We start from the raw sequence: 14084 nt of genomic DNA on the forward strand, positions 1-14084 counted from the left end.
AAAAATAGCCATGCAAATATAACATTAATAGGCTATCTTTCCTCCTACTTATTATAAAAATACATGGCTATTTATATTTAGTTAAAATGCTACTACTCGTTTAGATTAACTAATACTTTTAATTTGATACTTATTCATCTGTCATACGATATCCTACTCCGACTTCAGTTAAAATATACTCTGGTTGAGCAGGATTTTTTTCAATTTTACGTCTTATACTTGCCATAAAAACTCTAAGGGATTGGTTTTCACTTTCATAGTAATTACCCCAAACCTTATCTATTATAAATTTATGTGTTAAAACTCTTCCTGAGTACTTAGACATTAATTCAACAAGTTTATATTCAATTGGAGTTAAGTGTATCTCCTCACCATTAATAGATACAGCATGTTTTTCATAATCTATCTTTAGATTTTTAACCTCAAAGGTTGTAGGAACGTCACTATTTATCTTACCTTGTTGAACTTTATTTCTAAGAGCTACACGAACTCTAGCCAAAAGCTCTGTTACACTAAAGGGTTTAGTCAAATAATCATCTGCTCCACCATCTAAAGCCTCAACTTTATCTCTCTCATGTTCTCTTGCCGAAACAACAATTATTTTATTATTTTTAGCACAAGCTCTAACTCTACCTATTACCTCAATTCCATCAATATCTGGTAAACCTAAATCTAAAATTATTAAATCTGGGTCAAGAGAATGTATAAGTGATATAGCTGTGCCTCCATTGTCAGTTTCTACACATCTATAGTTTTGAGTTTCCAGAGACACTTTTATAAATTTACAAATTGGTCTATCATCTTCTACAATTAAAACCAATGGCTTCACTTCCATTCGTCTTTCACCTCCCCTTTATCTAAAGGTATACTAAATCTAAATGTAGCTCCTCCAGAAGGATTATTAAACGCAATAATTTCTCCCCCATGAGCTTGTACTATAGACTTACATATTTCTAAACCAAGACCAATACCTCTTCTTTCAAGATTTCTTGCTTTATTTTTTGTATAAAATCTATTAAATATATTCTTAATATCTTCACTTGGTATTCCTTTTCCGTTGTCTGCCACTTCAAATAATACATTTTCATCTTCTTTACTTACGGTTAATTCTATCTTGGAATTTTTAGGTGTATGTCTTATAGCATTGTCAATTAAGTTTACTAAAACTTGCTCTATCAATAATACATCCACATGAACTATTATTATTTCATCTGGTATATTAGTTTGTATCTCTCGACTATTTGCAAATTTTTTAACTCTTAATATAGATTCAGCAATTATTTCATCTACAACCTCTGGACGTTTTTCAATATCCAATTTTCCTTCATCTATTCTAGTCATACTAAGGATATTCTCAACAGAGTGAGTTAACCAACTTGTATCTTCATATATATTTTTTAGTAGTTCTACTCTAGTTTCTTTATCTATCACATCATCATTTTCAAGTATAGTTGAAGAAGAACCTAATATACTTGTAAGTGGAGTTCTCAAATCGTGAGAAATTGATCTAAGCAAGTTTCCTCTTAATCTCTCTCGTTCTGTTTCAAGATTAGCTTTTTTATTCTTTTCAAATAGATTTTCTCTATCAATTGCTAATGCAACTTGTGTTGAAACTGCTTCTAACAATATCTTTTCATTTTCTGTAATAATATCAATTTTAAAACATGCAATACCTATAACACCAAGAACATTGGATTCTTGACCTTTTATAGGAAAATAGTAAGCACTGCTATTTTTACAATATTTTGTTCCAATACCAACTGGCTCACCTGTTCTAAAAGACTCTTTTATCGCTTCCTTTTCTAATACTGAATAGAATATATTCTCACTTCCATCATTATTACAAATATAAATACTTGGCTTACCTAGATTATTATCACCATCTGCAATAGTTACTATAACAGTTCTATTTAGCATGTTTACCAAATTAGACCCGCAAAATTCAATTATTTGATTTTTATTTTTTGCTTTGAGAAGTGTTTTATTATTTTCATAAAGCAACCTTATCATTTTCTCTCTCTTATGAGAAAGTCTAACTTCTTTTTTTATTCTAGATGTTAAAGTACTTGTTATAATTGCTGCCAAAAGCATAATACAAAAGGTCATTGGATAATCTTTTCTATAAGCTATAAAAGTGTATAATGGGTGTGTAAAGAAAAAATTAAATGATAGCACTCCTATTACTGAAGAAAGTATTCCAAAAAAATACCCATGTGTTATCCTTGTAGCAAATAATACACCTAATATATACACTAAGATAATATTAGATTCATTAAAACCTACTTTTTTAAAAGCTACTGATATTCCAGTAGCAATTATCATAACCAATATAGTTTTTATAAAGTCCTTAATAATTATTTTCTTACTGAGATAGTCATCTTCATCATAATCATACTCTTTTAAGTCCTCATGATGTAGTCGTTCTTTTTTCATTTACTACAATTCCTCCTTACTGTTACTGTTTAAATTGACTCTAATGTATATAATACAATTTTATCATAATAAATTCAATCAATACATTTAATTAATACCTTCAAATTACTAAAAGGTGCTGTCTTAAAATGAAAATAAATCTCTATTTCAAAACAGCACCTCTATATATTTAAATCACTAATTTAATTTTTACATATTTAAATTGTTAGTTTAATTCAATCTAATAAATTATAATATCTTAATATTTGATTTTTAAAACATTCCTATCCGACAAGCATAAATATAAAGTGGGCACATACACCTGCACATAAACCACCTATTGTATGCGAAAGAATTGCTTTACCAGCTAATGGTCTTGCATCTAAAGCATCCATCATACCAATGTGTGTACTTAAATATCCACTCCAACACATACCCATTGCTGTAAATACTGCTATATCATTAGGAGTTATAGCACCTGATTTTATAAATTCTGGTACTAGAGATATTGCTGCACCAACAGCACCTAATGCAGTTACAGGGAATGCTATTGCTTCTGGTGAAGTAAATCCAAATAATGGTTCTATTATAAAACTGATTTTGTCACCAATAGCAGGTAATAATTTTATACCTTCATATGCAGCTCCTGTGTAAACAGCTTGACCTGTAGCAGGGTCTGTAGATGGTCCAAAAGTTAATAACATAACTAATGTACAAACTACTAAAACTCCTGGTATTATAGCCATACCCATTTCAACACCTAGTTTACCACCTTCAAGTATAGCATCCAATGTTCTTTGGAATACATTACCGTCTCTTATTTCTCTAAACTCTTCAATCTTTTCACCTTTTTCACTTGTTTGTTTGTCATTATCAATTTTAGGGTCATAATTATAATACTTTTTAGTAAAAGTCAACATAATTCTAACACTAATAATACTACCTATTATTGCTCCAACATTACCAATTATAGCTGGTAATACATACTCTTTACCTTGAGCTATCATGAAAGTTGTTACAATAAGTCCCATACCAAAAGCTGTTCCTAAGTTACATAAAGCAGGTATTTGGTATTTTTTAAAGTATTGTGTAAATGTTTTGTCTTTAGCGAATGGTATAATAGCTGGGTTATCAGATAAATAAGTTGCCACTACTCCTGCTATACTAGCACCAGGTAACCCCCATATAGGTCTCATAAGGCCCTTAAATATCTTATTTACTAAAGATATTACTCCAAATTCTGAAAGTAATGCACTAAGTGCACCTGCAAGGACTGCCATTGCCATTATCAAAAATACTGTGTCTAGTAAAAGTGCATGTGCCGTGCTCATTATTACTTTGAACATCATTCCTGCACCCATGATACTGCCTACATAGCCAAATCCTACTGCCAAAAGCAAAATAAATACGAAGGTTTCCATACTTACTGCCTTGACTCTCCTCTTATCTGACAGCTTTTCCATTTTGATCTTCCCCCTTTTTAATTTAGAATTAAGATTTCTACATTGATACAAATTTGTTAATACAAAACAAGTTCTAAAACTTACATCTGTGATTCAAGTTGTCGGTTTGTTGAAATAAAAAACCGTTACTAATATTACAACAATAAGAATATCTAATTTAATAAAAGATATTCTTATTCTATTTTATGTTATTATATTATCATCCTTTGGAATAAAAGTCAATTTTTTCTATTTCTGTGGTTTAATTTTATTTATACTCTTCTTATATTTTTCATTATCTTTTATCTTTGAAACTATTCCATACAGATTAACTCTTCTAAATACTGTAGTTATAAATACTAACCCCAATGCAATCGAACTTGCACAAGATAATGTACTTACTCCATACTCTACTGCCTTAATATAGTCATTGGTTAAAACAGAATACATAGTATTATATATTCCATAGCCTGGTACTAAGATTATAAGGCAACAAACACTTAAAGTTGTCGATGGAGTCATATAAATCCTAGCACATAATTCACAATATATTGCAAAACATACTGTAGCTATAAAAAAACACAAGTTTACTGATACACCCATATTCAAACAAAACTTATACGAAAACCAAGCTATACTTCCACCTACACCTGATATTATCAAGTTTTTTCCCTTCATATTAAATAGGACTCCAAAACTTAAGGCTGTAAAAAAAGCTGCCACTACTTCTACAAACAATTTCATTTATATACCCCCTAACTTGAAGTATAATCCTAGTACCAAAAACATTCCTACTGCTATAGATACACCTACAAAAAATACTTCTGCCAACTTTGCAAGACCAGATATCAATTGACCATCTAACAAATCTCTTAACGCATTAGTCAAAGCAAGCCCTGGAACCAAAAGCATTATTGCTCCTGCTATTAAATGGTCCATAGTCTTTATAAATCCAAGTTTTAGAATCACAATGGAACAAAAAGCTATAACAACTGCTCCTATCGCATTTACAAAAAAATCGTTTAGTGATGACTTATTTAAGTACATAATAACAAATTTAGTCATTATTCCCACCATAAACGCAGCTATAAATTCTTTTAAATCTCCTCCAAATAATATAGAAAAAGTTGCTGCTGCAATACCTGCAAAAATTATTGTTACTATATCTGAATAATAATTGTCTTCACTTATCTCATCTAAAATCCTCTCACATAACTCGATATCTAAATCATTTATACTGATTGCTCTTGATAATGAGTTAACTTCATGAACTAGGTTCAGGTCTACCCTTCTTGAACTTATTCTTTTAATTGCTGAATGTAGTTTTCCATCTACAAAAACAGATGCCATTACAGCTGTTGGAGTTGCAAATACATCTACATGCTCTATACCAAAAGATTGGCATATTCTACTTATCGTTTCTTCAACTCTATAAGTTTCTCCTCCACTTTGCAACATGGCTTTACCTGCATTTGAGGAAAAGTTTAAAATTCTATCTATATCCACAAAACATATCTCCCATTCTTTTATAATATTATTCATATTTTATTACAATACATTATTTATTTAAACTATTTTAAATAATTAATATCCAATATTTAGATTTTATGAAAAAATTTGTTTTTTATGCTTGTCAAAAATAAATTATAAAGTTATTTACACCATAAAATGGCTGAATTAATATTTCATAGACACTTTCAACCATTGATATATGACCTTTTTAAATTTTATAAGCTTATTTTTCTTTTCATTATTTTTGTTTCAATAAAAAATTATCTTTCCATTTAGTCTTCATTTTATTAATTCTTTATTAAATGCTTTAAAACCTACTACAATTTATGATTTACAATAACTATAATTTTAAATCTGTACACTTACAAATTGCTCATAACCGAATAATTAGTTTATATATATATTTAAATAATTAGTTTTTATATATATTTATATGAACATTAAATAAAAGTGCTACATACATTACAAAGTTCGTACTTATCTAATATAACAACATAATGCCCTATGTAAATCCATAAAAATCCATATCTCATATAATGCAACTATTATTTTAACACCAACAACTACACAAAACAACATATTAAAAAGTAAAATACAAAATATCCACTATAAACCTTATTTTAATATTAAATATATATTATAATATATTTAATATAACTTAAATATAAAGAAAGGGGGTACTATATGTTAAGAAAAGATAAAGTTTTATTATCACTACATAAGTTATGTAATAATATAACTTTAAAAGACCTACAATCAGAGAAAACAGGATTTACTACTCTTGAAGTTGCTAACAATTCATCTCTCGATAGAAGTAATACTAGTAAAGAATTAAATAATCTATACAATGAAAAGAAAGTTGTAAAAATATCTGGTAAACCTATTTTATTTTTACATGCTGGTATTATTGAAAATTTGATTGGTCGTACTCTAAGTAACTCAGAATATTCTATAAGCAATTGTAATGAACTATTTAAATCAACTAAAAATGATTCAGAAGATGTCTTCTCAACATTACTTGGATATGATTCTAGCCTTAAGTTAGCTATAGAAAAAGCTAAATCTGCCATACTTTACCCTCCAAAAGGTCTTAATACATTACTTATAGGGCCTACTGGTGTTGGAAAAAGTACATTTGCTGAAACAATGTACAAATACGCTCTAGAAAGCAAAGTCTTTTCTTCTGAAAGTAAATTTGTAGTATTTAACTGTGCTGAATATGCAGAAAATGCTAACTTACTTCTTAGTAATTTATTTGGTTATGTTAAAGGCTCTTTTACTGGTGCTAATAAGGATAAATTTGGAATAGTTGCACAGGCCAATGGTGGTATATTGTTTTTAGATGAAATACACAGATTACCCCCAGAAGGTCAAGAGATGCTTTTTCTTTTGATGGATAAAGGTATATACAGACGATTAGGAGAATCCGATGTCATACATAGAGCTACAGTCTTTATTGTGTGTGCCACAACAGAAGATATACAGTCTTCCTTACTTGGAACTTTTCTAAGAAGAATTCCTGTTACGATTAACCTACCTGCTTTGCAGGACAGGTCCTTAAAAGAAAGATTATCTCTCATTAAGTATTTTTTTATTATAGAATCTAAGTATACTAATGCAACTATAAGAGTTCATAAAGATGTAATTAAATCATTACTACTTTATGATTGTTTTGGTAATATAGGCCAACTTAAGTCTGATATACAACTTATGAGTGCAAGAGCATTTTTAAATTATAAGACTGAACTAAAAGATAACATAGAAATAGACTTATCTCTTGTTCCTGATTATATTTACACTGGTCTTTTAAAGTTGAATGAAAATCGCAGTAATTTAAATAAATTATCAGAACTTGATTATATGCTTTTTTATGAATTTAATGGTAACAACTTAGAAGTTGAGTATACAAAAGAACTGTCTAAATACAATATAGATACATCAAACAATGGATTTAGATACTCTACAGAAATTCCTTATCTAGAAAACGATATAAGGAGTATGTTTATAAATTACATGGAGAAATACTCTACAAAATTACTTTCAGTATCATCAGTAACTCATTCTGATTATACAAGTAATGAGATTTTTAAAGTAATTAACCCAAAGATTTACTATGCTGTTGAACACGCTTTAAAAGAGGCTGAAAAAATCTCTAGAAATAAATATACAAAACAAACTTATGTTGCTCTTTCAATGCATATAAGTGCTCTTATAGAAAATATAAATCAGGATACATATAATCCTAAGTACAATCTATATAATGATAAAATTTTCTTAGAGAAAGATTTAAATATAGCTAAAATAGTTTTAAGTATAATTGAAAATGACCTACAGATATCTTTACCCAAAGATGAAGTAAAATTTATATCTATGTTTCTAAATAGTACATACCTTGAGCCAAACAATCACTCTGAAAGTATTGGAGTTATAATACTCGCTCATGGAAATTCAACAGCTAGCAGTATGTGTGATGTAGCCAATTCACTACTTGGTACAAACCATTGTAATGCAATTGATATGCCTTTAGATGTAAAGGTAAGTACTATACTTGACAAAGCCATAGAATTGGTAAAAGAATGTGATGAAGGTAAGGGGGTACTCCTTTTAACAGATATGGGCTCTCTTATAGCTTTTGGAGAACTTATTTCAGAAAAAACAAAGATTAAAACACGCTCTATTGAAATGGTGTCTACTCCAATAGTTTTGGAAGCAGTAAGAAAAAGTACTCTACCAGAAATGACCTTAGATGAGTTAGCTAACTCTTTAAGTTCTTTAAATCCATATATTGGACGAGCTGCAATTGACTCATCAGAAATAAATTATCCTGAAAAATCAAGAGATTATGCTATAATAACTACTTGTATAACAGGTTATGGTTCAGCTATGAAAGTTGCAGACTTTATAAATTCTTCACTTAAAAATATCAATAAATACAATATTAACTTAGTTCCTCATAATATAGAGAGTTTTAAAATGTATAGGAATAAATTTAGTAATACTAAAATTTTAGCAGTTGTTGGTAGTGTAGACTTTAATGTCGCCAACACTCCATTTATACACATAGAAGAACTTCTAAATGGATATGGTCTTGATATGTTAAACAAGATAATAGAAGGTACATTCAATACCAATATTATCACTAATATAAAGGAAACAAATCTATCATATAACAGCTTAATAATAAACTTTATGTCTCAGAACTTAGAATTATTGGACTCAGTTAAATTATTCAACTATGTTAATTCATCATTATTTTCAATAATAGAGTTAATAGATGAAGACCTTAAGAGTAAATTTAAACTAGGATATATACTGCACTGCTCTTTTATGATAGAAAGATGTTTTAAAAATACAACTTTTCCATATAATAACATTACTGAGTTAATTGGTAAAAATTATAAGTTATATGAATTAATACGAGAAGCTTTTAAAACAACTGAAGCTTACTTTAATATTTCGATACCAGATGAGGAAATTGCTTATATAATAGATATGATTAATGAATATCTAAATAAATAAAGCCAATAGTTCCTATCTTGCACACATAATTAGTATATGAAATGGAGGATGAAATTTTGAAAAGAAAAATAAAACATTTAGCAATACTTGCATTAATTTTTACACTTATAGCACCTGGATTCTCATTTGCAGATAATCCACCAGTCCCAAATTCGTCAAGGGCGGCATTGCTTATAGACCAAGATACTAGAAGAATATTATTTGAAAAAAATAGCGACGAAAAAATGCCTCTAGCTAGCTTAAGTAAGATGATGACATTTTTACTTGCAATAGAGGCAGTAGATAAGAATCATGTCAAAGAAACTGATATAGTAAAAATAGACAAGTCTACAGCTTCTGTAGGAGGCTCTACTTGTAAGCTTAAGGATGGAGATGAAATACCTCTAGGAGAGCTTATGCAAGGTCTTATGCTTGTCTCTGGAAATGATGCAGCTATGGCCATAGCAAAATACATTGGTAAAGATGAAAAGAGTTTTGTAGATATGATGAATAAGAAAGCTGAAGAAATAGGAATGCATGACACGCATTATTTTAATCCAAATGGTCTTCCTAGATATACTGACCCAGAACGTAAAGAACCACCTATCGAGAACATATCAACGGCTCATGATATAGTTACTCTTGGAAAGTATATGTATGACCATTATGAAAATCAGGTTACTAGAATAACTACTATGCAAGTTTATAACGATACTAAAAAAGATTTTACACATTACAATACAAATCCTCTACTTGTTTCAGTTCCTGGTGTTGATGGAATAAAGACAGGTTATACAGATAATGCTGGATATTGTTTTGCATTTTCTATGATGGTTCCTAAAGATGCTAAAAATGAAAGAAATCATAGATTAATAGGTGTTGTACTTGGTGATGGTAATAAGAAAAATAGAATTTCTTCTTCTGCTAGCTTATTGAAGTATGGTAAAGACAATTTCTATTCTAAAAAGATAGCTCATAAGGGAGATACTATAGAAACTCCTTGTGTTGATGGTATTGATGATTTTAAGATAAAGGTTAAGGTAGATAAAGATTTATATGGTGTTGTTTCAGATAGTGAGAATATCAATCCTAAGATAGTGTTTAAGAGTATGAGTTATCCTATCAATAAGGGAGATATTGTTGGTGTTGCAAAGTATTATAATGATTCTGGTAAGTTTGTTGGAAGTGTTGATGTAAGAAGTGAAAGCAATATAGGTTGTATTCCTTTGAAGGACAAGATTAAGATTAAGGTCGCTAAGATAAATAGAGAGCTTGAGGGCAGAAATTCTGTTTGTTTTAAGGCTTAGTGCTTAGATAAAATTTAAGAGATTAGGTAAAATTTATGAAAAACTCCACTGTATAGTGGGGTTTTTTTGTTGTACATTTACAAAAAAATTAAAATAGTGGCAACAATTGAGGATGTGAGGGAGAGTTGCCACTATCTATATAGGGTATTATATTATGTTTTTAAGCTAGTTTTTACTATCTTCTATGTTTATATAATAACTCTTGTGTGTGAATTTAATAGAGAATTCATGTGAAAATTATGTGAAGTTTTGGCTTAATTTAATTAACCTTAAATTTATTATTATTTTAATTCATATTTTATTAATATTGCCAAAATATAAATATGAATAAAAATATTACTGAAAACCTTGAAATCATCTGATTTTCAGTAATATTTAATCAACTACATGTTATAAATATATAAATTTATCTATATACATTGAAAAAGAAATTATTATTTCAATACATCAAATATAGATTTAGCTATATTTACAAAGTTAGATTTTAATGTTCTTGATGGCGCTGCATTAGCTTCCACATTAAATGCATCTGCATCTTTATTTTCACCATTATACCCTATACTTACTACTACACTTTGTGCTAAAGCTGTTTTCTCTACTGGTGTAAAGTTAAGTGTCGCTGTTTGACTATCCTTATCATAGCTATAGCCAGTTATTTGTAATTCATTTGCTGTTCCTGTATCAATTTTTATCTTTGATGCAAAATCTTCTTTCTTTGGCTCTACTGTTGGATCTTTATCTAATACTACTTTTATTTCTCCATTCGTTGCTGATACACTAGTCATTTTTGCAACTATTGTTTCTGCTTCCACATTAAATGCATTGGCATCTTTATTTTCACCATTATACTCTATACTTACTACTACACTTTGTGCTAAAGCTGTTTTCTCTACTGGTGTAAAGTTAAGTGTCGCTGTTTGACTATCCTTATCATAGCTATAGCCAGTTATTTGTAATTCATTTGCTGTTCCTGTATCAATTTTTATCTTTGATGCAAAATCTTCTTTCTTTGGTTGTACTGTTGGATCTTTATCTAATACTACTTTTATTTCTCCATTCGTTGCTGATACACTAGTCATTTTTGCAACTATTGTTTCTGCTTCCACATTAAATGCATTGGCATCTTTATTTTCACCATTATACTCTATACTTACTACTACACTTTGTGCTAAAGCTGTTTTCTCTACTGGTGTAAAGTTAAGTGTCGCTGTTCTACTATCCTTATCATAGCTATAGCCAGTTATTTGTAATTCATTTGCTGTTCCTGTATCAATTTTTATCTTTGATGCAAAATCTTCTTTCTTTGGCGCCACTGTTGGATCTTTATCTAATACTACTTTTATTTCTCCATTCGTTGCTGATACACTAGTCATTTTTGCAACTATTTCTTTTGCTTCTACTATAAATTGTGGAGCATCCATATTTTTTCCATCATATGATACATTTATTACAACATGTTGTTGTTCTTCTGTTTTCTCTATTGGATTAAATGAAAATGTCACTATTCCATCTTGTTTATTATATGCAAAATTCTCTAGTGATAAAGACTTTGAGCCCTTACCATTTATATCTATTGTAGATGTAAAATTAGATTCTAGTGGATCAACATCTGGCACCTTATCTAATTTTATTGTTAGCGTTCCATTTGTTGCTTTTATACTTTCTATAGCTGGATTGGCATCTGCAGAAGATACTTTAAAAGTATCCTTAGTTTTTTCAGATTTATATTCTAAACTAATCTCTACACTTTGTTCTAAACTTGTTTTGGCTATTTTTTCAAAATTAAATGTCACTGCGTTATTTGATGGATCATAATGGAAATTTTCTAATTGTAAATCTTCTTCATTCCCACTATCTATCTTTTTAGTTGCTGTAAAATCAGAAGCAACTGGATCCTTTGATGGTTTTTTATCTAAAATTATTGTTAACTCACCATTTGTAGCATTTAAAGTTTTTACTTTAGCTACTACTTCTACTGGCACTTTAAAAGTAGGAGCCTTCTTTTCTACTGATTTATATGTTATTCCTACTACTACACTTTGTTCTACATTCTTCTCTTCTATTTTTTCAAAGTTAAGTGTTACTGTTTTATCTGAATTATAAGCAAATCCTGTAATGGCTAAATCTTTTACTTCTCCACCATCAATACTTAAATTCGCCTTGAAATCTGACATTGTAGGTGCTTTTGTTGGTTTTTTATCTAATGTTACTTTTATTTGACCATTTGCAGCTTCTACATTACTTACTGATGCTGTTATTTCTGTTGAGCTATTCCCTCCAGATGATGATCCTCCACTTGATGATGATCCTCCTCCATGTGAAGAACCTCCACTTGATGAACTTCCTCCTGATGAGTTAGAACTTGGATTGTTTCCACTTATAGATGGAGAATTATCTCCCTTAACAGTACTTATTGTACCCTTATTATCTATAGTAGTACCTTTAGAGTTATTTGTAACTGTAGTTATCTTACCACCATTAGTTACTTTTACTTGACTTGCTCCAGATGCTACTGTTAAACTACCAATCTCACCTTTTGAGTTATTTTCTATCTTAGCTCCATTTTTATCATTAACTTTTAAATTAGTTATTTTTCCATAGTTAACGAAAGTTCCGTCTTTAACATCATCTATAACTACATCATCTACTTTTGCATAGTTGTTCACATCCCCATTAGGCATGTTGATAGTTACAGTCTTTGTATATGTACCATTTAAGTTTACTGTTACTGCTTTGTCAGTTTGTATTGTAAATGCTTCTTTAACTTCACTAGTTGGTTTAAAGTTTATAACATCATTAGCAGTTGCTTTATCTACAGCTGCTTTTAATTCAGCAATTGTTTTAGCCTCAGATGTACTTACTTCTTGTAATGATTTAATTTCATTAAATGCTGTTTCATTACCATTTCCACCAACCTTAGTTATTTTATCAAAACTCTTAGAGTTAACTAAAGTTTTTTGTGAAGCTGATAGATTTTTTCCAACTAAAACTACTGGCGATTGATTTTTAGCACCTAATACACCTACTGCTAATGCATCTATAAGTTGGTCTTGTTTAGCCATACCGTCTTTAGTTACATATGCATTTTTTAAATCTGTCTTTTTATAGAATTCTTTTACTACTTTTGCATTTGTATCATTTCTATCTGTTCCACCTAATCTTGTACTATTTGGTAATTTATTTTTTACAGCTTCAGAAACTGAACTTTCCCCACCTACTACATAAGATTGAGTTATTCCTGCATCTTTTATAAATTTATCTGCAACTGCTGTTCCATTTTTAGAATCAGCAAGTATTACTGGCATATTATTTTGTGCAGCTGGAGCACCCACACTTACTGCATCTGCAAGCCCTTTTTCACCATTAACTACAGCTATTTTCTTAACATCACTTACTGCATCTAATCTCTTTGCTAACTCTAAAGATGTTTGGTATCTCTCTGCACCAGATATTCTTTCAAAAGATATTTTTAAATCTTTTATTTGTTTTTCTATATTTGCACTTAATACAGAAGTTCCACCTATTAAATATACTTTCTTAGCTTTTAATCTTTGTAACTCTGCTTTTGTCTTATCATTTAATTTATCTTTACCTGTTAAAAGTATAGGAGCATTTTTTGCCTTTGCAAATGGTGTTGCGGATAGAGCATCTGCTATAGATGAATCATTTACTATTACTACCTCATCAGCATTTTTCCATCCATCTTGACTTATTTTTACAGCAGTTTCATATCTCTCTTGTCCTGTTAAATTTGTTGCTACCGTTTGTGCACTAGCTATACCTGCTGTAGAACTTCCAGCTATCATAGTAACTGTAAGCATAGCAGCAATCTTCTTTGGTATTTTCATTATATTTCCCCCTTGTCCATTAGTAGTACCTAATCGTTTCTTTTTGTTCCCGTTTTAATTCTAAG

At 29.6% G+C, this 14084-nt stretch carries 7 protein-coding genes and 1 pseudogene; 2 read left to right on the forward strand and 6 right to left on the reverse strand.

Translation table 11 applies throughout. From position 1 onward, the window contains the following. Positions 1-130: 130 nt before the first annotated feature. The 5 genes from KGF50_RS15930 to KGF50_RS15950 form a co-directional block, all read right to left on the reverse strand. Positions 131-835, reverse strand: a complete 705-nt coding sequence (locus KGF50_RS15930; RefSeq protein ID WP_227830438.1) for a response regulator — start codon at positions 833-835, stop codon at positions 131-133. Next, a complete protein-coding gene (locus tag KGF50_RS15935; RefSeq protein ID WP_227848975.1) occupies positions 826-2433 on the reverse strand; it encodes an ATP-binding protein in 1608 nt (535 codons plus the stop codon). Before KGF50_RS15935 ends, KGF50_RS15930 begins: the two co-directional genes overlap by 10 nt. Positions 2434-2696: 263 nt before the next feature. Further along, positions 2697-3875, reverse strand: a complete 1179-nt coding sequence (locus KGF50_RS15940) for a hypothetical protein (RefSeq protein WP_227848976.1) — start codon at positions 3873-3875, stop codon at positions 2697-2699. A 228-nt stretch (positions 3876-4103) separates the two neighbouring features. Further along, positions 4104-4598 carry a threonine/serine exporter family protein gene (locus tag KGF50_RS15945; RefSeq protein WP_227848977.1) on the reverse strand — a complete coding sequence of 165 codons (495 nt, stop codon included), beginning with the start codon at positions 4596-4598 and terminating at the stop codon, positions 4104-4106. Next, positions 4599-5360 carry a threonine/serine exporter family protein gene (locus KGF50_RS15950; RefSeq protein ID WP_227483657.1) on the reverse strand — a complete coding sequence of 254 codons (762 nt, stop codon included), beginning with the start codon at positions 5358-5360 and terminating at the stop codon, positions 4599-4601. A 690-nt stretch (positions 5361-6050) separates the two neighbouring features. Between KGF50_RS15950 and KGF50_RS15955 the strand changes: the two genes are divergently transcribed. Both KGF50_RS15955 and KGF50_RS15960 read left to right on the forward strand, forming a co-directional pair. Then, positions 6051-8885: a sigma-54-dependent transcriptional regulator gene (locus tag KGF50_RS15955; protein ID WP_227848978.1), complete on the forward strand. Its 2835-nt coding sequence runs from the start codon at positions 6051-6053 to the stop codon at positions 8883-8885. 41 nt (positions 8886-8926) lie between these two features. Continuing rightward, positions 8927-10171 (forward strand): D-alanyl-D-alanine carboxypeptidase family protein, encoded by a 1245-nt coding sequence (locus KGF50_RS15960; protein ID WP_227848979.1) that lies wholly within the window; start codon positions 8927-8929, stop codon positions 10169-10171. Positions 10172-12446: 2275 nt separating this feature from the next. On the opposite strand, the pseudogene KGF50_RS22590 reads toward KGF50_RS15960, so the two are convergent. Then, positions 12447-14019: pseudogene (locus KGF50_RS22590) on the reverse strand (cell wall-binding repeat-containing protein); the annotation flags it as partial. Between the last annotated feature and the right edge of the window lie 65 nt (positions 14020-14084).

Source organism: Clostridioides sp. ZZV15-6598, assembly GCF_020657705.1.
Lineage (GTDB): Bacteria > Bacillota > Clostridia > Peptostreptococcales > Peptostreptococcaceae > Clostridioides > Clostridioides difficile_F.

Bases quoted from the DNA above. Each gene is read 5' to 3' on its own strand.
- KGF50_RS15930 (WP_227830438.1), bottom strand. From the start codon at position 835: ATGGAAGTGAAGCCATTGGTTTTAATTGTAGAAGATGATAGACCAATT.
- KGF50_RS15935 (WP_227848975.1), bottom strand. From the start codon at position 2,433: ATGAAAAAAGAACGACTACATCATGAGGACTTAAAAGAGTATGATTAT.
- KGF50_RS15940 (WP_227848976.1), bottom strand. From the start codon at position 3,875: ATGGAAAAGCTGTCAGATAAGAGGAGAGTCAAGGCAGTAAGTATGGAA.
- KGF50_RS15945 (WP_227848977.1), bottom strand. From the start codon at position 4,598: ATGAAATTGTTTGTAGAAGTAGTGGCAGCTTTTTTTACAGCCTTAAGT.
- KGF50_RS15955 (WP_227848978.1), top strand. From the start codon at position 6,051: ATGTTAAGAAAAGATAAAGTTTTATTATCACTACATAAGTTATGTAAT.
- KGF50_RS15960 (WP_227848979.1), top strand. From the start codon at position 8,927: ATGGAGGATGAAATTTTGAAAAGAAAAATAAAACATTTAGCAATACTT.